The 20,301-nt window shown below is 67.5% G+C and carries 19 protein-coding genes; 15 read left to right on the forward strand and 4 right to left on the reverse strand.

Translation table 11 applies throughout. The features are described 5' to 3' along the window. Positions 1-60 precede the first annotated feature (60 nt). From AC0GNO_RS02525 to AC0GNO_RS02535, 3 genes are read right to left on the reverse strand one after another with little or no spacing between them, the layout of a single operon-like run. On the reverse strand, positions 61-384 hold the full coding sequence (locus tag AC0GNO_RS02525) for a 2Fe-2S iron-sulfur cluster-binding protein (RefSeq protein WP_472887158.1): 324 nt from the start codon (positions 382-384) through the stop codon (positions 61-63). 15 nt (positions 385-399) lie between these two features. After that, positions 400-1,878, reverse strand: coding sequence for a glutamine synthetase family protein (locus AC0GNO_RS02530; protein ID WP_472902826.1), 1,479 nt, complete (start codon positions 1,876-1,878; stop codon positions 400-402). Next, the gene (locus tag AC0GNO_RS02535) at positions 1,875-3,260 is read right to left on the reverse strand and encodes a Rieske 2Fe-2S domain-containing protein (protein WP_472902827.1); all 1,386 of its coding nucleotides are present in this window, start codon (positions 3,258-3,260) and stop codon (positions 1,875-1,877) included. Before AC0GNO_RS02535 ends, AC0GNO_RS02530 begins: the two co-directional genes overlap by 4 nt. Before the next feature lie 79 nt (positions 3,261-3,339). On the opposite strand from AC0GNO_RS02535, the gene AC0GNO_RS02540 reads away from it, so the two are divergent. From AC0GNO_RS02540 to pgeF, 13 genes are all read left to right on the forward strand, one after another. Further along, entirely contained in the window at positions 3,340-4,059 is a 720-nt protein-coding gene (locus AC0GNO_RS02540) for a GntR family transcriptional regulator (RefSeq protein WP_472902828.1), read from the forward strand. A 232-nt stretch (positions 4,060-4,291) separates the two neighbouring features. Next, complete coding sequence (locus AC0GNO_RS02545) at positions 4,292-5,863, forward strand: thymidine phosphorylase family protein (protein ID WP_472902829.1); 1,572 nt, start codon at positions 4,292-4,294, stop codon at positions 5,861-5,863. Continuing rightward, positions 5,863-6,771 (forward strand): ribose-phosphate diphosphokinase, encoded by a 909-nt coding sequence (locus tag AC0GNO_RS02550; protein ID WP_472902830.1) that lies wholly within the window; start codon positions 5,863-5,865, stop codon positions 6,769-6,771. Before AC0GNO_RS02545 ends, AC0GNO_RS02550 begins: the two co-directional genes overlap by 1 nt. A gap of 195 nt (positions 6,772-6,966) precedes the next feature. After that, a complete protein-coding gene (acsA, locus tag AC0GNO_RS02555) occupies positions 6,967-8,739 on the forward strand; it encodes an acetate--CoA ligase (protein WP_472902831.1) in 1,773 nt (590 codons plus the stop codon). Next, positions 8,736-9,734 (forward strand): pyruvate dehydrogenase (acetyl-transferring) E1 component subunit alpha, encoded by a 999-nt coding sequence (gene pdhA / locus AC0GNO_RS02560; RefSeq protein WP_472902832.1) that lies wholly within the window; start codon positions 8,736-8,738, stop codon positions 9,732-9,734. The genes acsA and pdhA overlap by 4 nt, the downstream gene beginning before the upstream one ends. Continuing rightward, on the forward strand, positions 9,731-10,726 hold the full coding sequence (locus AC0GNO_RS02565) for an alpha-ketoacid dehydrogenase subunit beta (RefSeq protein ID WP_472902833.1): 996 nt from the start codon (positions 9,731-9,733) through the stop codon (positions 10,724-10,726). Before pdhA ends, AC0GNO_RS02565 begins: the two co-directional genes overlap by 4 nt. Before the next feature lie 5 nt (positions 10,727-10,731). Then, entirely contained in the window at positions 10,732-11,955 is a 1,224-nt protein-coding gene (locus tag AC0GNO_RS02570) for a dihydrolipoamide acetyltransferase family protein (protein WP_472902834.1), read from the forward strand. A 13-nt stretch (positions 11,956-11,968) separates the two neighbouring features. Then, positions 11,969-12,205 (forward strand): acyl carrier protein, encoded by a 237-nt coding sequence (locus AC0GNO_RS02575; RefSeq protein WP_472887148.1) that lies wholly within the window; start codon positions 11,969-11,971, stop codon positions 12,203-12,205. Positions 12,206-12,344: 139 nt separating this feature from the next. Beyond that, positions 12,345-13,829, forward strand: coding sequence for an NfeD family protein (locus tag AC0GNO_RS02580; protein WP_472902835.1), 1,485 nt, complete (start codon positions 12,345-12,347; stop codon positions 13,827-13,829). A 14-nt stretch (positions 13,830-13,843) separates the two neighbouring features. Next, positions 13,844-14,620, forward strand: a complete 777-nt coding sequence (locus AC0GNO_RS02585) for a slipin family protein (RefSeq protein ID WP_472902836.1) — start codon at positions 13,844-13,846, stop codon at positions 14,618-14,620. A 265-nt stretch (positions 14,621-14,885) separates the two neighbouring features. Beyond that, positions 14,886-15,185 (forward strand): collagen-like protein, encoded by a 300-nt coding sequence (locus AC0GNO_RS02590; RefSeq protein WP_472902837.1) that lies wholly within the window; start codon positions 14,886-14,888, stop codon positions 15,183-15,185. A gap of 136 nt (positions 15,186-15,321) precedes the next feature. Then, entirely contained in the window at positions 15,322-15,963 is a 642-nt protein-coding gene (gene maiA, locus AC0GNO_RS02595; RefSeq protein WP_472902838.1) for a maleylacetoacetate isomerase, read from the forward strand. Next, positions 15,963-16,784, forward strand: coding sequence for a peptidoglycan editing factor PgeF (pgeF, locus tag AC0GNO_RS02600; protein ID WP_472902839.1), 822 nt, complete (start codon positions 15,963-15,965; stop codon positions 16,782-16,784). Before maiA ends, pgeF begins: the two co-directional genes overlap by 1 nt. Here the strand turns inward: pgeF and AC0GNO_RS02605 are convergent. After that, positions 16,704-17,144, reverse strand: coding sequence for a hypothetical protein (locus AC0GNO_RS02605; RefSeq protein WP_472902840.1), 441 nt, complete (start codon positions 17,142-17,144; stop codon positions 16,704-16,706). The genes pgeF and AC0GNO_RS02605 overlap by 81 nt on opposite strands. A 236-nt stretch (positions 17,145-17,380) precedes the next feature. On the opposite strand from AC0GNO_RS02605, the gene phaC reads away from it, so the two are divergent. Further along, positions 17,381-19,000, forward strand: coding sequence for a class I poly(R)-hydroxyalkanoic acid synthase (gene phaC / locus AC0GNO_RS02610; RefSeq protein ID WP_472902989.1), 1,620 nt, complete (start codon positions 17,381-17,383; stop codon positions 18,998-19,000). A gap of 40 nt (positions 19,001-19,040) precedes the next feature. After that, complete coding sequence (locus AC0GNO_RS02615; protein ID WP_291186120.1) at positions 19,041-20,219, forward strand: acetyl-CoA C-acetyltransferase; 1,179 nt, start codon at positions 19,041-19,043, stop codon at positions 20,217-20,219. Positions 20,220-20,301 lie beyond the last annotated feature (82 nt).

Here is a 20,301-nt window from a genome sequence, read left to right on the forward strand (position 1 = left end):
CTGCCGGCAGGCAGCGGGTTGCATGGGTTGAAACGCCCAGTATAGGCAAGCCATGTACGCTCAATATTGGGAAGCCGGCAGGCGCAGTTCGATGCCGTCGAGTGCTGGCGTGAGCACGATCTGGCAGCTCAGCCGGCTGCCCGGAGCGCGCGGCGAGGCCGTGAATTCGAGCATGCCCTGTTCGTCGTTGCCGGGCGCGGGGAGCCGGTCGGCCCAGGCGGGATCGACGATCACATGGCAGGTGGCGCAGGTGAGCGTGCCGCCACAGTCGGCGGCGATGCCGCTCACGTTCGCGGCGACGGCGGCCTCCATGACGCTCTGGCCCGGTTTTCCCTGGATGTCCTGTACCGACTGGTCGGCGGCGATGAAACGGATGTGGATCATGGGTGAAAGGATTTCCTAGATTCTGCTGAAGTACTCTCGGCGGTCGAAGTCGGTCTTGTCCTTGGCCTCGGCCTGGCGGTCGATCTCGTGTTGTTTGATACGACAGAAGTGGTGCACGACATCGTCGCCCAGACCGGCGATCAGCGCGGTATCCGCACGCAGGCAACCCAGTGCATCGCCGAGGGTGCTGGGGATTTTGGGGTGCTCGGCTGCGTAGGGTGTTTCGCAGGCGAGCGGCGGTGCCAGCTCGCGAAGCAGACCGTCGAGCCCGGCGTGGATCTGCGCCGCCATGTACAGGTAGGGGTTGGCCGCCGGTTCGCCGATGCGGTTTTCGATGCGGGTGGCACGGTCGCCCGGCCCGCCGACCACGCGCAGCATGGCACCGCGGTTGTCCTGGCCCCAGATCACGCTCTGGGGCGCGAGCGCGTTCGGGCGGAAGCGGCCGAAGCCGTTGACGGTGGGCGTGCACAGCGCCGTCATGCCCTGGGCGTGCGCCAGCAGGCCGGCGAGCCAGTGGGCGCCCGCGTCCGACAGCGTGTGGCGCGCTTCGGCGCGGCCGCTGCCGGGTGCGGGCGTTTCTCGCACGCAGGCGTTGCGGCCGGTGGCGAGGTCCACGAGCGACTGGTGCAGGTGCCAGCCGCTGGACATGATGTGGGGAAACGGCGGGCGGCACATGAAGGTGGCGTGGTAGCCGGCGCGGCGCAGCGCCTGGCGCACGCCGTTGCGGAACAGAACCATCTGGTCGGCCGCGGTGAGCGCGTCGGTGGCGTCGAACACGGCTTCCACCTGGCTGGGGCCGAGTTCGATTTCCAGCGACTGCAGCGGCAGGCCCAGCGCCTGCGCCGTGTGCATCACGATGGCCAGCGGTTCGTCAGCCATGTCGATCATGGCTTCGGACTGCAGGTTGTAGCCGGGGTGGATCATGTCCACCTGCGGCGGCAAACCGGGCCAGTCGGCGCGTTCGGGGTCGAGTTGCGGCGCGGTGTCGGTGATGCGGTAGATGTGGAATTCGACTTCGAGCCCGGTCTTGAGGCCGTAGCCCGTGTCCCCCAGCCGTGCCAATGCCTGCTGCAGCACGCGGCGGCTGTCCAGGGACACCGGGGTGGCGTTCAGGAACCAGGGCTGGCAGCGCAGCCAGCCGGTGCCCTCGCTCCAGGGCAGCACGGTGAAGCTCGCGGGGTCGGGCAGCAGCATCAGGTTGGCGGCGCCGGCAAAGCCGGGCAGATCGCTGGTGCCGTCGGGCTCGAACACCTTCCAGGCCGTGCGGTCGGCCGTGTCCTTGAGCATCATCGTGCCGACCATGCCGACACCATCGCGCAGCGCCTGGATCGCGGCGCGGGCCATCAGCGTCTTGCCACGCAGCATGCCGTGGGTGTCGCACCAGCCCAGGCGTACGCGCTGGACGCCGCTGGCTTCGATGAGCCGGGCGGTCTCCTGGCAAGCGGCTTCACGGGCTGCGTCGTGCAGGCCGCAGCGTTCGGCGAAGCGGGTCATTTCGCGCCGGCCGTTTCGGACGCGGGTTGCACCGCGGTGTTCTGCCAGGGCGCGCTTGCGCGCTTGGCGCGCACCGCGTCTTGCCACCAGGTTTGCCAGTCCTCGGCGGGGGCGATGCCGTCCACGGTGTCGGGGCCGGTGATGTTGGGCGCCAGCGCCGGGTCGGCGATGCCGGGTGGTGTGCCGCCTTGTTCCACGGTGTCCATGGCCTGCAACAGCATGCGCCGGTTCGCCATGATCACCTTGTCGGTCGTGCCCAGGTGTTCGCGCGTGCGGTCCTGGATGGCGCCCATGCTCTCGCAGGCCCACTGGTCGTGCACGTTGATGTCGTCCTCGCCCATGCCCAGGTAGGTGCGGTTCTGCTGCTCTTCCGCGTTGAAGCCCCAGTTGTTGTGGCGGCCGGACTTGGGGATGTAGTCGGGCAGGGTGACGGCTTCCAGGCGCTGGTTGCGCATGGTGTCCTTGTCCACCGGTTGGTCGAAACTGGTGAAGAAGGCGAACCAGTGATTGCGCGTGTCGTCCACCGGCACGTGCATCTGCGTGATCGTCATGGTTTCGGAGAGCGGGATCACGAAGGTCTGCGGGAACACCGCGTTGGTGATGCGCACGTGGGTGAGCGCGTCGGTCATGGGGCGCAGGGCGGTCAGCTGCAGGCCATAGGGCTGCTGGGTGAAGCTGATCTGGGGCTGGCCGAATTCGCGCATCACCTTGGTCATGGGCCAGCGCTCGCCGCCCACCTCGCCCACGCTGGCGCCGCGGAACTGTTTGCCGTAGCTGCCTTCGAGCGAGGCGTCGTTGAAGAAGCGGTGCAGGTACGAAGCGTGCGCCGGGTCGATGCCGACCTCGAAGGCCTGCAGCCAGTTGCAGTGCCACAGGCCCTTGAACACGAAGCTGTGCGTGGCCGGTGCTTCAAAACAGTCCAGCGCGGGGAAGGGCGGTGGCGTGCTGCCTTCCGGGCCGAACCAGCCGAACAGCGCGCCCGCTTTTTCGATCAACGGGTAGCTGCGCTGCTGGATGCGGCTGCACAGCGTGCTGCCGGCGGGTTCGGCCGGCGTCTCGGTGCACTGGCCGCTGACGTCGAACTTCCAGCCGTGGAAGGGGCAGCGCAGGCCGTCGCCTTCGTTGCGGCCGAACGCGAGGTCGGCACCGCGGTGCGGGCAGTCGCGGTCGAGCAGGCCGAACGCCCCCTGCGCGTTCCTGAACAACACGAAGTCCTGCCCCAGCACACGCACCGCCTTCACCGGGCGAACACCCATGGCCGGGTCCAGCGCCGGGTTGAACTCGTCGAGCAGCGCCACCGGTTGCCAGTAGCGGCGCAGCAGCTCACCGCCCGGTGTGCCTGGCCCGACCTGGGTGATGCGCTGGTTCTGTTCGGCTTTCATGCGGGGTCTCCTGTGGGCTGTTCGGCGGGTGGTGGCTAAACGGTATCCCGTTTTGTTGATTCAGTGTACAGTTTGCGGCATGAGCCTGCAAGAAACCGTTTTGATGCAACTGCGCGACCTGATCCTGAGCGGCGAGTTCGCGCCCGGCCAGCGACTGGCTGAGCAACAACTGGCCGAGCGCCTGGGGGCATCGCGCACGCCGGTGCGCGCCGCGCTGGTCACGCTGGAGCAGGAAGGGCTGGTCGAGGCCAACGACACCGGCAAGTACCTGGTGCGCCAGTTCACCGCCCGGGAAGTCACCGACGCGATCGCCGTGCGGGGCCATCTGGAAGGCATGGCGGCGCGCCTGGTGGCCGAACACGGCGTGTCGCGCCAGCTGCAGGGCGATCTGCAGGCCTGTCTGGACGAAGGCGACCGGCTGCTTGCCGACTGCCCGCTCACGATCGAAAGCTACGCCGCCTACGCGGCCATGAACGACCGCTTCCACGCGATGATCCTGGACGCCTGCGGCAACCGGGCGCTGCAACGCGCCGTGGCGCTCAACGACAAACTGCCGTTCGCCCCTGCCTCCGCCATGTTGCCCATGCAAGGCACGGTGGCGCTGGACCGCGACTGGATGCTCTACGCCCACCGGCAGCACCACATGTTGTGTGACGCGCTGCGCCGAGGCGAGGGCGCGCGCGCGCAGGCGCTTGCGGTTGAACACACCGAGGTGGCGCAGATGAACATGCGGCTGGCGCTGGAGCGTCGTGTCGAGTCCGAGCGGTTCATGCCCGGGATGCGGCTCGTGGTCGGCTGAACACGGCTCCCCCCGCGCCGGCCCTGCGGGCCGCCACCCCCCAGGGGGCGATGCGAGTGGCCCGGCGAAGCCGGTTCCACCGCATCCCGAATGAAGACATTTAGCGCCGAAGGGGAAGTTAGTCCCAGGGCACCGCTTCATGATTCGGGGTGGCGCTCCGGAGCCGTGGAAAACTGCAGCGGGAGCGCTGTGTGCTATCGCTCCGGGCTTTCGGCGGTGTATCGTGCCGGGCATGAGCGCCCAACCCGAACAAGAGACCCCCGGCCGCGGCAGCCTGATGCTGCGCCGCGTGGCCATCGACACCTACCGCGAGAACGTCGCCTACCTGCACCGCGACTGCGCGGTCTACCGGGCCGAGGGTTTTCAGGCCCTGTCCAAGGTGGAAGTCCGCGCCAACGGCAGGCGCATCCTGGCCACGCTCAACGTGGTGGACGACGCGTCCATCGTCGGCTGCAACCAGCTCGGCGTGTCGGAAGACGCCTTCGCCCAGCTGGATGTGCCTGACGGCCACCCGGCCTCGGTGTCGCAGGCCGAGCCGGCGGAATCGATCCCTGCGCTTTTCCGCAAGATCAACGGCGAGCGCCTCACGCGCGCCGATTTCCACGCCATCGTGGGTGATATCGCCCAGCACCGCTATTCCAAGATCGAGCTCACCGCTTTCGTGGTCGCCAGCAACCGCAGCGAGCTGGACCGCGAAGAGGTGTTTTTCCTGACCGAAGCCATGGTGGCCAGCGGCCGCAAGCTGGACTGGCACGAGCCGCTGGTGGTGGACAAACACTGCATCGGCGGCATCCCGGGCAACCGCACGTCCATGCTGGTGGTGCCCATCGTCGCTGCCTACGGGCTGGTGTTTCCCAAGACATCGTCACGCGCCATCACCTCGCCCGCGGGCACGGCCGACACCATGGAGGTGCTGGCCAACGTGGAACTGCCGTTCGACCGGTTGACGGAGATTGTGCGCACCCACAAGGGCTGTCTGGCCTGGGGCGGCACGGCCAACCTGTCACCGGCTGACGACGTGCTGATCTCCGTGGAGCGGCCGCTGGCGCTCGATTCGCCGGGGCAGATGGTGGCGTCCATCCTGTCCAAGAAGATCGCGGCCGGCGCCACCCACCTGGTGCTGGACATTCCCATCGGCCCCACGGCCAAGGTGCGCTCCATGCCCGAGGCGCAGCGCCTGCGCCGGTTGTTCGAGTACGTGGCGCAGCGCCTGCACCTGTCGCTGGACGTGGTGATCACCGATGGCCGACAGCCCGTGGGGCAGGGGGTGGGGCCGGTGCTGGAGGCGCGCGACGTGATGCGGGTGCTGGAGAACCACCCCGATGCGCCGAACGACCTGCGGCAGAAATCGCTGCGCCTGGCCGGGCGCCTGATCGAATGCAGCCCGGACGTGCGCGGTGGCGACGGCTTTCGCATCGCGCGCGACATCCTCGACTCGGGCCGCGCGCTGGCGCAGATGCAGGCCATCATCGAGGCCCAAGGCTCGCGCGACTTTGATCACCAGCACCCGGCGCTGGGCGCGCTCACGCTCGAAGTGACCGCGGCGCAGGCCGGCGTGGTGACCGGCATCGACAACCTGCAGATCGCTCAGATTGCCCGCCTGGCCGGTGCCCCCAAGGTGCAGGGCGCGGGCGTGGACCTGCTGCGAAAGCTGGGCGACGAGGTGCGGGCGGGCGAAACGCTCTACCGCGTGCACGCCAGCTACCCGGCCGACCTCGAATTCGCCCGCCAGGCCTGTCTGCGCTTCAACGGTTTCAGCCTCGGGCACGCCGACCAGGTGCCCCATGTGTTTGTGGAGTTCTGATGCAACCCGACCTTTCTGCTGGCTGCCTGCTGTGTTTTGACGATGAGCAGACCATCGCCCAGGCGGTTGCCGCTGCGGCGGGTCTGACGCTGGCCGTCATTCAGCGCCACCGCTTTCCGGACGGCGAGTTGCGCCTGCGACTGCCCGAGAGCCTGCCTCCGCGCGTGGTGTTCTGGCGCGGCCTGCACCAGCCGAACGAGAAGCTGGTCGAGATCCTGCTGGTCGCGCGCACCGCGCACCAGCTCGGCGCCGTGCACCTCACGCTGGTGGCGCCCTACCTGGCCTACATGCGGCAGGACATCGCGTTCAACCCCGGCGAAGCGGTGAGCCAGCGCGTGATCGGCCGCTTCCTGGCCGGTCTGTTTGACGCCGTGATCACGGTGGACCCGCACCTTCACCGCGTGGCGACGCTGGAAGAGGCCATACCCGTGAAAGATGCCATCGTGCTCAGCGGTGCGCCGCTGCTGGCCGACCACATCGCGACGCAGCGCCCCGACGTGCTGCTGATCGGCCCGGACGAAGAGTCGTTGCAGTGGGTGGCGCAGGCCGCTGCGCGCCACGGCTGGGCGCACGGCGTGTGCCGCAAGCTGCGACATGGAGACCGGGAGGTGGACATCGAGCTGCCCGACCTGCCGTTTGCCGGGCGCGCCGTGGTGCTGATGGACGACGTGGCCAGTTCCGGCCATACCCTCGCGCAGGCGACCCGGTTGCTGGGCGAGGCAGGCGCGGCGTCGGTGGACGTGGCGGTCACGCACGCGCTGTTTGCCGACGGCGCGGTCCGGCTGATCCGCGAAGCCGGTGCCGGCCAGATCTGGAGCACCGACAGCATTCCCCACGCCAGCAACGCGGTCAGCATCGTGCCGGCGGTGGCCGAAGTGCTGTGCGCACTGCAGGCTCGACCGACCTGAGCAGGTGACCGCGGCCGGCCCCTGGCCGGTGTCTTTGGCTGGTTTTTGATTCGGGTCAAGAAGACGTACATTCGGCTGGACAGGTGGCACCGTGTGGGAGGACCATTTGTTTTCAGTCAACGAGCCGGGTCGATACCGCTGCGGTGGCGAGCCACCGCAGCAGACGCTACCGGTTCCTGCTAACCGGAGACAACGGTGAACACAACGCTTCAGAAGCAGCCTTCATCGCTGGTGCCTGCGCCGCACCTGCTGGACCATGCCGCGGCCGTGGCGCAATTCACCTGGGAAGCCGCTCGCGCGTGGCTGGATGGTTTGCCGGGCGGCGCTGGCCTGAACATCGCGCACGAAGCGGTGGACCGGCACCTGCTGCATGGCCATGGCGACAAGGTCGCGATCCGCTGGATCGGCAAGAGCGGTGAACGCCAGGAATTCACCTACGCCGAGCTCGCACGGTCCACCAACCAGTTCGCCAACGCGCTGCACGACTTGGGTGTGATGCCCGGCGAGCGGGTGTTTGTGTTGATGGGACGCCTGCCTGAACTGTATGTGGCGGTGCTGGGTGCGCTCAAGGCGCGTTGTGTGGTGACGCCGCTGTTTTCAGCTTTCGGACCCGAGCCCATCGTCACGCGGGCCGAGATGGGCGACGCGCGCGTGCTGGTGACGACCCCCGAGCTCTACCAAAGAAAAATCAGGGATGTGCGGGAACGCCTGCCCGGCCTCAAGCATGTGATCGTGGTCGGTGCGGCGCCGGCTGACGAAGCCGGCGTGCACCCCTGGGGTGTGCTCGTGTCGCCGGCGTCCACGCAGTACACGATCGGGCACACCGATCCCGAGTCCATGGCCCTGCTGCACTTCACCAGCGGCACCACCGGCCGTCCCAAGGGTGCGGTGCACGTGCACGGGGCCGTGCTCGCGCATGCGGTGACGGGCCGCTACGCACTCGATCTGCACGACGACGATGTGTTCTGGTGCACGGCCGACCCGGGCTGGGTCACCGGCACCAGCTACGGCATCATCGCGCCGCTGGTGTGTGGCGTGACCAACGTGGTGGTCGAGGCCGAGTTTGATCCGCAGACCTGGTACGGCGTGCTGGAGCGCGAGCGCATAACCGTCTGGTACACCGCGCCCACCGCCATCCGCATGATGATGAAGCTCGGCGCCGAGGCCTTGCAGGGTGTCGACCTCTCGGCGCTGCGCTTCATGGCCAGTGTGGGCGAACCACTCAACCCCGAGGCCGTGGTCTGGGGCCTCAAGGCGTTTGGCCGGCCCTTCCACGACAACTGGTGGCAGACCGAAACCGGCGGCATCATGGTCTCCAACTACGCGGCCATGGACATCAAGCCCGGCTCCATGGGCAAGCCCTTGCCCGGCATCACCGCCGCGGTGGTGCGCCGCCTGGCGGACGGGCACGTGGAACCCATCGAAGCACCCGATGTGGACGGCGAGCTGGCGCTCAAGACGCCCTGGCCGTCGATGATGCGCGGCTACCTGCACGAGGACGAGCGCTACCGCAAGTGTTTCGCCGACGGCTGGTACCTCACCGGCGACCTGGCGCACCGCGACGCCGACGGCTACTACTGGTTCGTCGGCCGGGCCGACGACGTCATCAAATCCGCCGGTCACCTGATCGGGCCGTTCGAGGTCGAGAGCGCGCTGATGGAGCACCCGGCGGTCGCCGAGGCGGGCGTGATCGGCATTCCCGACCCGATGGCGGGCGAGGTGGTGAAGGCCTTCGTGGCGCTCAAGCCCGGCTTCGAAGCCGGCGAGGCCCTGCGCCGCGAGCTGCTGGGCCATGCGCGCAAGCGGCTGGGCGCTGCGGTGGCGCCCAAGCAGATCGAGTTCCGCGACAACCTGCCCAAGACCCGCAGCGGCAAGATCATGCGCCGGCTGCTCAGGGCGCGCGAACTGGGTCTTCCCGAGGGTGATCTGTCCACGCTGGAAAGCGATGAGAAGAAGGGTGCACCATGACCGACAAGATCCACTTGGATCGCACCCACCTGCACCACCTGTACCGCGAGATGCTGCGCATCCGCCGCTTTGAAGCCAAGTGCGTCGAGCTCTACCAGGCGCAGAAGATCCGCGGTTTCCTGCACCTTTACGACGGCGAGGAGGCGGTGGCCGTGGGGGTGATGGATGCGCTGGAGCCGCGCGACGCGGTGTTGGCCACCTACCGCGAGCACGGCCATGCGCTGGCGCGCGGCGTGCCGATGGCGCCACTCATGGCCGAGATGCTGGGCAAGGTCGAAGGTTGTTGTCGCGGGCGCGGCGGTTCCATGCACCTGTTTCACCGTGAGCACCGCTTCTTCGGCGGCAACGCCATCGTCGGCGGCGGCCTGCCGCTGGCCGTGGGCATCGCCATGGCCGACAAACAGCTGCGGCCGGGCGCGGTGACGGCCTGTTTCTTTGGCGAGGGCGCGGTGGCCGAAGGGGCCTTTCACGAGAGCATGAACCTGGCGGCCATCTGGAAGCTGCCGGTGCTGTTCGTGTGTGAAAACAACCTCTACGCCATGGGTGTTCCGCTGGCCGATTCGGAGTCGCAGACCGAGGTGTACCGCAAGGCCGACGCCTACCGCATGGCCTCCGCGCAGGTCGATGCGATGGACCCGGTCCAGATGGCCGCCGCCGCGCGGCGCGCCGTGGAGCATGTGCGCGCCGGCCTCGGCCCGTATTTCCTGGAGTGCCGCACCTACCGCTTCCGCGCGCATTCGATGTTCGACACCCAGGCCTACCGCACACGGGGCGAGATCGAAGACTGGCGCCAGCGCGATCCGATCGAGCGCTTGCGCCACTGGATGGAGGGCAACCACCTGCTGACCCCGGACGAGGCAGCGGCGATCGATACCGGCATCCTGACCGAGATCGACGCCGCGGTGGCGTTTGCCGAGGCCGGCACGCTGGAGCCGGTGGACCAGCTGGAGCGCTTCGTGCTGATGGACTCGGTGGTGCAGGAGACGGCATCATGAACGCCACCACCCCGATCCGCATGACCTACCGCGAAGCCTGCCGCCAGGCGATCCGCGACGCGCTGCTGGCCGATGCCCGCTGCTTCGTGATGGGCGAGGACGTGGGCAAATACGGTGGCTGCTACGCCGTGACCAAGGGCCTGCTGGAAGAGTTCGGTCCCGCTCGCATCGTGGACACGCCGCTGGCCGAAGTCGGCTTTGTGGGCGCTGGCGTGGGGGCCGCTCTGGCCGGTCTGCGACCCATCGTCGAGATCATGACCTGCAACTTCAGCCTGCTCGCGCTGGACCAGATCATGAACAACGCCGCCACCATCCCGCACATGTCGGGCGGTCAGTTCGCCGTGCCGCTGGTGATCCGCATGGCCACCGGTGGCGGGCGGCAGCTGGCGGCGCAGCACTCGCACAGCCTGGAAGGCTGGTTCGCCCACATCCCGGGGCTCAAGGTGCTGGTGCCCGGCACGGTGGAAGATGCGCGCCACATGCTGGCCGCCGCACTGGCCGACCCCAGCCCGGTGCTGATCTTCGAACACATCGTGCTCTACAACGCCGAGGGCGAGCTGGACCCGGCCGTCACCGCGGTGGACATTGAACACGCGCGTGTGCGCCGCCTGGGCAAGGATGTCAGCCTGGTGAGCTACGGCAACAGCCTGCCCAAGTGCCTGGCCGCGGCGCAGCAGCTGGCGGGCGAGGGCATCGAGGCCGAGGTGATCGACCTGCGGGTCCTGCGCCCTCTGGACACAGCCACGGTGATCGAATCGGTCTCGCGCACGCACCACTGCGTGGTCGTGGACGAGGGCTGGAAGAGCGGCTCGATTTCGGCCGAAATCGCGGCCCGGCTGGCCGAAGACGCGCTCTACGAGCTTGACGCGCCGGTGCGCCGTGTGTGCGCCCGAGAGGTGCCGGTGCCCTACGCCGAACACATGGAGACCGCCAGCCTGCCGCAGGTGCCCGACATCCTGGCCGCGGTGCGCAGTCTGGTGAAGGTGGGGTAGGGTGGATGGCCGAATTTCTCATGCCTTCCCTGGGCGCCGACATGGAGACCGGCACCGTGGTGCAGTGGCTCGTCGAGCCGGGTGCCCGCGTGAAGCCGGGGGATGTGGTCGCGGTGGTGGAAACCCACAAAGGTGCCATCGACGTCGAGATTTTTCTCGACGGCGTGATCGGTGAACTCGCGCCCTTGGGCAAAAGCCTGCCGGTGGGCGCGGTGCTGGCGCGGGTGGCGGTGGCCGGAGAGGACGGCGCCTCAGTGCCGCCTGCGCCGCTCGTCTCGCGAGCCGCGCCGTCTGCGATCCCATCGCCGGTCGCGGACGCACCTGTTGAGGCCTCCGCAGCGGTGCTGGCCCTGCCTGCGATCCCGGCCGCGACGCCGCAGCGTGCCCGCGTCAGCCCTGCAGCGCGCCGTCGTGCGCAAACGGTCGGGCTGCAGCCAGAAGCCTTGTGCGGCACCGGCATTGACGGCTCGGTCACCTTGGCCGATGTCGAGCGCGCGGCGTCACAACCCCAAGCAGCGGCCGTGCAGGCGGTGGCACCGCAACGGGTGAAGCCGGTCGGCTTCGATGCCGTCCAGATGCGCCAGGCGATCGCGGCGGCGATGAGCCGCTCCAAACGCGAGATCCCGCACTACTACCTGGCTGAAACGGTGGATTTCGCTGTGGCCCAGGCCTGGCTGGATGAATGGAACCGCGATCGCCTGCCGCAAGACAGGCTGCTGAGCGCGGTGCTGCTGCTCAAGGCGACGGCGCTCGCTTTGCGCGATGTGCCGCAGCTCAACGGCTTTTACGAGAGCGGGCAGTTCCGCCCTGGCGACGGCATCCACATCGGCTGGGCGATTGCGCTGCGCGGTGGTGGCCTGGTGGCGCCGGCCATCCACCACGCCGACCAGAAAACCCTGCCCGAGCTCATGACCGCGCTGCGCGACCTGGTGCAGCGGGCACGGGCTGGTGGTCTGCGCAGCTCCGAACTCACCGATCCGACCATCACCGTCTCCAGCCTGGGCGACCGGGGCGCCGAGAGCGTGTGGGGCGTCATCTACCCGCCGCAGGTGGCCATCGTCGGCTTCGGGCGCGTGCTGCCGCAGCCCTGGGTGGTGGATGGGCAGGTGCTGCCTCGCCCGATCGTGAACGCCAGTCTGGCGGCCGATCACCGCGCCAGCGACGGCCACCTCGGCGGCCAGCTGCTGGTGGCCATCCACCGCGCCTTGCAAACACCCGAAACACTCTGAATGGAAGCACCCCATGAACTCTGCCGACATCCGACAGCTGGCCGCCGACGTGCTGGCCGGCATCGCGCCCGAAGCGGACCTGAGCACCGTCGCCGATCACGAAGACCTGCGCGAAACCCTGGACCTCGATTCCATGGACTTCCTCAATTTCATCATCGGCCTGAGCCAGGGCAGCGGTGTGTCCATCCCCGAGAGCGACTATCCCCAACTGTTCACCCTGCAAGGGCTGGTGGCGTACCTGACGCGGTAGACCGTTGCCGCGGCGGGCGGGCCCATCGGTTTGTCACCGGGCGGTGACGTCCGCTTCCCATCAAGGGATGTGCTGCTGGTCGCTTGCGTGGTTGCCGTCAGGAGGCATACAGTGAGAGCGGTATCTCTGTGGAGCTGCAATGAAAACAGGTCATGCCATGGGTCGCTTCAGCCTCCGCGGCTGGTGCATGTGGGGCGTGCTGTTGTGGTCCCTCATGGTGACCGGTGCGCGGGCAGAACCGGTGGTGGTCCTCACGGTGCAGGGTGCCATCGGCCCCGCCAGCATGGACTACATCGTGCGGGGCTTGCAGCATGCCCGGCAACAGGGTGCTCCGCTGGTGGTGCTGGAGCTGGACACGCCCGGCGGACTCGACACCTCGATGCGCCAGATCATCCAGGCCATCCTGGCCTCACCCGTTCCGGTGGCCACCTACGTGACGCCCCAGGGCGCGCGGGCTGCCAGCGCCGGCACCTACATCCTCTACGCCAGCCACATCGCTGCCATGGCCCCGGTCACCACGCTGGGCGCCGCCACGCCCGTGGCCATCGGCATGCCGGGGACACCGCAGGCACCCCGGGAGCGACCCGACCCCGCCACCCCGGCGCCCAAGGGCACACCGGATACGCCAGCGCCCGCATCGCCCGCCGACGCCATGACCGCCAAGCAGGTCAACGACGCAGCCGCTTTCATTCGCGGTCTGGCCCTGCAGCACGGACGCAATCCGCAGTGGGCCGAACGCGCGGTGCGCGAGGCCGCGAGCCTGAGCGCGACCGAAGCCTTGCGCGAGAAGGTCGTGGACGTGGTGGCCCTGGACATCGCCGACCTGCTGGCGCAGATCGACGGGCGCACCGTGCGCATGGCCGGCGGCGAGCTGCGCCTGCAGACGCGCGGCCTGACCACCCTGGCCCAGCCGCCCGACTGGCGCCACCGCCTGCTGGGCGTGATCGCCAACCCGAGTCTGGCCTTGATCCTGCTGATGATCGGGATCTACGGCCTGATGTTCGAATTTTCGTCACCGGGCTTTGGCCTGCCCGGCACCGTGGGCGCGGTCTGTCTGCTGCTGGCCATGTTTGCGTTGCAGCTGCTGCCGGTGAACTACGCGGCGCTCGCGCTGATCCTGCTGGGCTTTGCGTTGCTGGCCGCGGAACTGCTTTCCCCGTCTTTTGGTGTGCTCGGCGTGGGTGGCATCGTGGCGTTCGTTGCGGGCGGACTGCTGCTGTTCGACAGTGATGTGCCCGGCATGGGCGTGCCCTTGCCGTTGATTTTCGGCATCGCCGTCACGGCCGGGGCCGCGGTGTTGCTGGGCGGTGGCATGGCGTTGCGGGCGCGCCGCGCGCCGGTGGTCAGCGGCGGCGAACACATGATCGGTGCGCTCGGCGAGGTATTGCTGGTCCAGGGCGATGAGGTCTGGGCGGAGGTGCATGGCGAGCGCTGGCAGGTGCGCTCGGACGCGCCCCTGCTGCCCGGGCAACACGTGCGCGTGGTGGGCCTGGGCGAAGTGCCGGGCCGCTCCCAAGCCAGCGCGCAGCGCAGCCCGAAGGGCGAAGGCTCAACAGGCTACGACCTGCTGCTGCATGTCCAGCCCGATACCGGAAACACTTCTGCATCCCAACCATCCACCTGAAGGAGGCACCCACGATGTTCGATTTCAACCTGGGGATTGGCGCGATCCTCGTGCCTGTTGTGCTGATCCTGCTGGCCTCGTCTTTTCGCATCCTGCGTGAGTACGAACGCGGCGTGGTGTTCCAGCTGGGCCGGTTCTGGAAGGTCAAGGGCCCCGGCCTGGTGATCGTGATTCCCGGCCTGCAGCAGATGGTGCGGGTCGATCTGCGCGTGGTCACCATGGACGTGGAGCCGCAGGACGTGATCTCGCGCGACAACGTGTCGGTCAAGGTGAACGCGGTGGTGTTCTTCCGCGTGGTGGCGCCCGACAAGGCCATCATCCAGGTGGAGAACTACCTCATGGCCACCAGCCAGCTCGCGCAGACCACGTTGCGCGTGGTGCTGGGCAAACACGAGCTCGACGAAATGCTGGCCGAGCGCGAGCGGCTGAACCTCGATGTACAGCAGATCCTGGACGCGCAGACGGGTGCCTGGGGCATCAAGGTGACCAACGTCGAGATCAAGCACATCGACCTGAACGAGTCCATGGTGCGCGCCATCGCGCGCCAGGCCGAAGCCGAACGCGAGCGGCGCGCCAAGGTGATCCACGCCGAAGGCGAGAAGCAGGCCGCCGTGTCCTTGCTCGAAGCCGCACAGATGCTGTCGCAGCAGCCCGAGGCCATGCAGCTGCGCTACCTGCAGACCATGACCCAGGTGGCCGGTGACCGCGCGTCGACCATCGTGTTCCCGCTGCCGATGGACCTGCTCGGCCGCATGCTGGACACCCCCCGGAAGCCTGATTCACGGAGTTGACCCAGGGCAGGGAGCCAGGCTCCCAAGCAGTCGCGGGGGTGGCGCTTCTGTGAACACACCCTAAGCGCGCCAGCGCACCGACTGGCGCGAATGGCCTGTCTAAGCTGCACCGGGACGGAAGCTCCAGGCCACCAGGCCGAATTTCCGCTCAAACGTGGCGATGGCCTGATCTGCCGACGCTCAAAGTCTGTGTCAGAGGGCTGATCAACTCTGCAGGGCTGCTCTTCAAGTGAGGGTGGTCCTCGTAAGCCACCAAGGAACCATCATGCATTCCATCAAAATCATCGCCGTCGCCGCGACCACACTGGCGCTCACCGCCTGCTTCTCGCTGCCTGCAGGCCCGACCGGTGCCACCGGCGCCACGGGTGCGACCGGCGCCACGGGAACCACCGGCTACACCGGCGCCACGGGCGGTACGGGCGCCACCGGTGACACCGGAGCGACCGGCTACACCGGTGCCACCGGTGCCACCGGCTATACCGGTGCCACTGGCGCGACCGGCAACACGGGTGCCCGTGGGGCAACAACCCAGGGCGACACGCTGGTCATCGTCCCGGCGCGCTGAACAGCCGGGTAACACCCCGCTGAAAGCCTGAGAGAAAGACTCTCTGGCTCTCAGCCGTTTGCGAAGTCCGCCTGCCCGATGGGGGCGACTTCGCACGACCGGACAGCGCCAGGCGCCCGGTTTATCCTTGGCTTCCATGAAGCTCTACAACTACTTCCGCTCCTCGGCCTCGTTCCGCGTGCGCATCGCGCTGGCAATCAAGGGGCTGCCCTATGAATACCTGCCGGTGCACCTGGCCAAGGGTGAACACCGGCAAGCCGCGTACGGCGATATCGCGGCCGATGGTCTGGTCCCACTGCTGGAACTGGACGACGGCACACGTTTGTCGCAGTCCATGGCGATCATCGAGTACCTGGACGACATCCATCCCGAGCCCGCCCTGGTGCCGCGCGACGCGCTGGCGCGTGCCCATGTGCGGGCGCTGGCGCAATCGATCGCCTGCGAGATCCACCCCATCAACAACCTGCGCGTGCTCAAGTACCTCTCGGGCACGCTGAAGCTGGACGAAGATGCCAGGAACACCTGGTACCGCCACTGGGTGCGCAGCGGACTGGAGACCTTTGAACGGCAACTGGCCCAACAGCCGGCTTCGCGCTTCTGTTACGGCGACACGCCCACGCTGGCCGACTGTTGTCTGGTGCCGCAGATCTTCAACGGGCAACGTTTCAACACCCCGTTGGACGGCCTGCCACGCACCATGGCCGCTTTCGACGCCTGCATGGCGTTGCCGGCTTTTCAGCAGGCCCAGCCCTCTGCCTGCCCGGACTTCGAAGCCTGATGCCCACACCGCAAGACTGGCTGGTGCCCGACTGGCCGTCGCCGGCCGGGGTGCATGCGGTGTTCACCACCCGCTCGGGCGGCGTGTCGGCGCCGCCGTTTGACCGCTTCAACCTCGGTGACCATGTGCAGGACGACCCGGTTGCGGTCGCCACCAACCGGGCGCGTCTGGCCGGCGCCACCGGTGTGCGACCGGTGTTCCTGAAGCAGGTGCACGGCGTGGCCGTGGCCACACTCGATACCCGGACGCCCGATGGGGGTGAGGCCGATGCCTGCCTGAGCACGTTGCCCGGTGTGGCCTGCACGATCATGGTCGCGGACTGCCTGCCGGTGCTGTTCACGAACAGTGCGGGCAGCGTGGTGGCGGCCGCCCACGCCGGCTGGCGTGGACTGGCGGGAGGGGCTGATGGCCAAGGGGTGCTGGAGGCCACGGTCGCCGCCTTTGTGCAGGCGGTTCAGCAGATGGACGCCTCGGCCGATCGGGACCGCGTCATCGCTGACATGCTGGTCTGGCTGGGGCCATGCATCGGGCCCGATGCGTTTGAGGTGGGGCCTGAGGTGCGGGCTGCTTTTGTGCAGAGCGATCCGGCGGCCCAACGCGCCTTCGACCCGCATCTGGTGGGTGATGAGAAGTATTTCGCGAACCTGTCGATGCTGGCCCGGTTGCGGCTGAGCGCCATGGGCATCCACCGCATTTACGGCAACGACGGCACCCCGGTCTGGTGTACCGCGACACAAGCCTTACGTTTCTTTTCCCACCGCCGGGATGCTGTCCGTCTGGGCAGCACCGGACGCATGGCGGCCTGCATCTGGCGGATCTGACGCAGGTACTGCATTCTCTGTGGCGCGCAACTTGTGCGCGAGGTCCTCGGCGGCTTCGCGTGCCTTGATCTCTTTGCGGCGCTGGGGCGTGCGCATCAGGTAAACCACCAATGCGATCGGCATCAAACCGTAAAGAAAGAAGGTCACAATGGCTCCGAGCACGGTGCCTGTCGTGTTCGACGCTTCGGCCACCGCCATCATGAGCACCACATAAAACCAACCGATCACCACCAGATACACAACGTTCCTGACCACGCGGGGGTTTATTGTCAGCTTGCTGGAAGCCGGCACACTGACACTAGGGAAAACCCGGAATTCCTCCCCAGAGGAACCGATAATAAGCCCGCTGGTAATAACCATTGGAGACAAGCATGACATCTGGGAAAACGCCCCAACAGCCCTGGCTGGAAGCTGCGCAGCAGTTTCAGCAAAACCTCGTTGCCCAGTGGACGCAAGCTGCGCAGGCCTTTCCGGGCGCTGCCGCACAGGCGACTCCACAGGCCGCTACAGACCCGTTCGCGGCTTTCAAGGCTTTCATGCCCCAGAGCGGCGCGGCCCATCCTTTTGGCATGGCCATGCCGCAGGTGGGCGCGGGGATGGGCATGGCCGGCATGGGCGACATGTTCAACCAGGCCGCCGGCCAGAAGGTCCACTTCGATCCGGCCAAGCTGCTTGAAATCCAGAACACCTACATGAAAGATGTGGCGGGCCTGTGGAACCAAGGTCTCGACGCCAAACCGCAGACCGACCGCCGCTTCGCCTCCGAAGCCTGGGCCAGCAACCCGGTGGCCGCGTTCTCGGCCGCGGCCTACCTGCTGAATGCCCGCACGCTGATGGCGCTGGCCGACGCGGTGGAGGGCGATGCCAAGACCAGGACGCGTGTGCGCTTTGCGGTGCAGCAGTGGATCGACGCCAGCGCACCCAGCAACTTCCTGGCCTTCAACGCCGAAGCGCAGAAGATGGCATTGGAGTCCAAAGGCGAGAGCATCGCCAAGGGCGTGGCCAACCTGCTGCACGACATGAAGCAGGGCCATGTGTCCATGACGGACGAGAGCGTGTTCGAGGTGGGCAAGAACGTCGCCACCACCGAAGGCGCCGTGGTGTTCGAGAACGAGCTGTTCCAGCTGATCGAATACAAGCCGCTCACCGCCAAGGTCTACGAGCGCCCGTTCCTGCTGGTGCCACCCTGCATCAACAAGTTCTACATCCTTGATCTGCAGCCCGCGAACTCGCTGATCCGCTATTGCGTGGAGCAGGGCCATCGCACCTTCGTGGTGAGCTGGCGCAACCCGGACGAGTCGCTCGCGCACAAGACCTGGGACGACTACATCGAAGACGCGGTCATCAAGGCGATTGGCGTCACCCAGGACATCACCGGCGCCGAAACCATCAACGCCCTGGGCTTCTGCGTCGGCGGCACCATGCTGAGCAACGCGCTCGCCGTGCTGGCAGCCCGCGGCGAAGAGCCGGTCCACAGCGCCACCTTCCTCACCACGCTGATCGACTTCACCGACACCGGCATCCTCGATGTGTTCATCGACGAGCCTTTCGTGAAGATGCGCGAAATGCAGTTTGGCCAGGGCGGCCTCATGTCAGGCCGCGATCTGGCGACCACCTTCAGCTTCCTGCGCCCGAACGATCTGGTCTGGAACTACGTGGTGGGCAACTACCTGAAGGGCGAATCGCCGCCGCCGTTCGACCTGCTGTACTGGAACTCGGACGCGACCAACCTGCCGGGCCCGTACTACGCTTGGTACCTGCGCCAGACCTACCTCGAAAACAACCTCGTCAAGCCCGGCAAGACCGAAGTCTGCGGCGAGAAGATCGACTTCCGCCAGGTCAAGCTGCCGGTCTACATCTACGGCTCGCGCGAAGACCACATCGTGCCCATCGGCGGTGCGTATGCGAGCACGCAGGTGTTCCCCGGCAAGAAGCGTTTCGTCATGGGCGCTTCCGGTCACATCGCTGGCGTGATCAATCCGCCCGCTGCCGGCAAGCGCAGCCACTGGGTGAGCAACGCCACCAGGTTCCCGGCCGACGTCAACGACTGGATCGAGGGCGCCACCGAGCACAAAGGCAGCTGGTGGACCGACTGGGCCAACTGGCTCAAGCCGCTCGCTGGCAAGCAAATTGCTGCGCCCAAGACCTATGGCAAAGGCAAGACCTACGCCGCCATCGAGCCGGCGCCGGGCCGCTACGTCAAAGCCAAGGCCTGAATTTTCGCAACCGATTTTTTGACCCCTGAGGAGACAACCCGTGGAAGACATCGTCATCGTTTCAGCCGCCCGCACCGCCGTGGGCAAGTTCGGCGGCTCGCTCGCCAAAACCCCGGCCACCGAGCTGGGCAGCATCGTCATCAAGGAGCTGCTGGCCCGCACCGGTCTGCCGGTCGACGCCATTGGTGAGGTGATCATGGGCCAGGTGCTGGCCGCTGGCTGTGGCCAGAACCCGGCGCGTCAGGCCATGATGAAAGCCGGCGTGGCCAAGGAAACACCAGCACTGACCATCAACGCCGTCTGCGGCTCGGGCCTGAAGGCCGTGATGCTGGCCGCGCAGGCCGTGGCCTGGGGCGACAGCGAGATCGTGATCGCCGGTGGCCAGGAAAACATGAGCGCCAGCCCGCACGTCTTGAACGGCAGCCGCGACGGCCAGCGCATGGGCGACTGGAAGATGACCGACACCATGATCGTGGACGGCCTGTGGGACGTGTACAACCAGTACCACATGGGCATCACCGCCGAGAACGTGGCCAAGGCCCACGGCATCACCCGCGAAATGCAGGACGCGCTGGCCGCTGGCAGCCAGGCGAAGGCCGCTGCTGCACAGGCCGCCGGCAAGTTCAAGGACGAGATCGTCGGCGTGAGCATCCCGCAGCGCAAGGGCGACCCGGTTGTGTTCAACAGCGACGAGTTCATCAACGCCAAGACCACCGCCGAGGTGCTGGCCGGTCTGCGCCCCGCCTTTGACAAGGCGGGTTCCGTGACCGCAGGCAACGCATCGGGCATCAACGACGGTGCTGCCGCCGTGATGGTGATGACGGCCAAGAAAGCCGCCGCCCTGGGTCTGACGCCGCTGGCGCGTATCGCCGCTTTCGGCACCAGCGGTCTGGACCCCGCCACCATGGGCATGGGCCCGGTGCCCGCCTCGCAGAAGGCCCTGGCCCGCGCGGGCTGGAAGGCGTCTGACGTGGACGTGTTCGAACTCAACGAAGCTTTTGCTGCACAGGCCTGCGCCGTCAACATGGCGCTGGACATCGACCCGGCCAAGGTCAACGTGAACGGGGGTGCCATCGCCATCGGTCACCCCATCGGTGCGTCCGGCTGCCGCATCCTGGTGACACTGTTGCATGAAATGCAGCGCAGCGGTGCCAAGAAGGGCCTGGCCGCGCTGTGCATCGGCGGCGGCATGGGCGTCTCTCTGGCGGTGGAGCGGTAAGTACCCTCCGCGCCGCCTGCGGCGTCACCCCCAGGGGGCGGTGCGAGTGGCCCGGCGAAGTCGGTTCCACCGCACCCCTTGG

Source organism: Hydrogenophaga sp. L310, assembly GCF_055703065.1.

Excerpts from the sequence above, each read along its gene's own strand:
- phaC (WP_472902989.1), top strand. The coding sequence starts at position 17,381 with ATGGGCATGGCCGGCATGGGCGACATGTTCAACCAGGCCGCCGGCCAG.
- AC0GNO_RS02580 (WP_472902835.1), top strand. The coding sequence starts at position 12,345 with ATGAAAACAGGTCATGCCATGGGTCGCTTCAGCCTCCGCGGCTGGTGC.
- AC0GNO_RS02545 (WP_472902829.1), top strand. The coding sequence starts at position 4,292 with ATGAGCGCCCAACCCGAACAAGAGACCCCCGGCCGCGGCAGCCTGATG.
- pgeF (WP_472902839.1), top strand. The coding sequence starts at position 15,963 with ATGCCCACACCGCAAGACTGGCTGGTGCCCGACTGGCCGTCGCCGGCC.
- AC0GNO_RS02530 (WP_472902826.1), bottom strand. The coding sequence starts at position 1,878 with ATGACCCGCTTCGCCGAACGCTGCGGCCTGCACGACGCAGCCCGTGAA.
- AC0GNO_RS02590 (WP_472902837.1), top strand. The coding sequence starts at position 14,886 with ATGCATTCCATCAAAATCATCGCCGTCGCCGCGACCACACTGGCGCTC.
- AC0GNO_RS02570 (WP_472902834.1), top strand. The coding sequence starts at position 10,732 with ATGGCCGAATTTCTCATGCCTTCCCTGGGCGCCGACATGGAGACCGGC.
- maiA (WP_472902838.1), top strand. The coding sequence starts at position 15,322 with ATGAAGCTCTACAACTACTTCCGCTCCTCGGCCTCGTTCCGCGTGCGC.
- AC0GNO_RS02585 (WP_472902836.1), top strand. The coding sequence starts at position 13,844 with ATGTTCGATTTCAACCTGGGGATTGGCGCGATCCTCGTGCCTGTTGTG.
- AC0GNO_RS02535 (WP_472902827.1), bottom strand. The coding sequence starts at position 3,260 with ATGAAAGCCGAACAGAACCAGCGCATCACCCAGGTCGGGCCAGGCACA.
- AC0GNO_RS02525 (WP_472887158.1), bottom strand. The coding sequence starts at position 384 with ATGATCCACATCCGTTTCATCGCCGCCGACCAGTCGGTACAGGACATC.
- AC0GNO_RS02565 (WP_472902833.1), top strand. The coding sequence starts at position 9,731 with ATGAACGCCACCACCCCGATCCGCATGACCTACCGCGAAGCCTGCCGC.
- pdhA (WP_472902832.1), top strand. The coding sequence starts at position 8,736 with ATGACCGACAAGATCCACTTGGATCGCACCCACCTGCACCACCTGTAC.
- AC0GNO_RS02605 (WP_472902840.1), bottom strand. The coding sequence starts at position 17,144 with ATGGTTATTACCAGCGGGCTTATTATCGGTTCCTCTGGGGAGGAATTC.
- AC0GNO_RS02550 (WP_472902830.1), top strand. The coding sequence starts at position 5,863 with ATGCAACCCGACCTTTCTGCTGGCTGCCTGCTGTGTTTTGACGATGAG.
- AC0GNO_RS02540 (WP_472902828.1), top strand. The coding sequence starts at position 3,340 with ATGAGCCTGCAAGAAACCGTTTTGATGCAACTGCGCGACCTGATCCTG.
- AC0GNO_RS02575 (WP_472887148.1), top strand. The coding sequence starts at position 11,969 with ATGAACTCTGCCGACATCCGACAGCTGGCCGCCGACGTGCTGGCCGGC.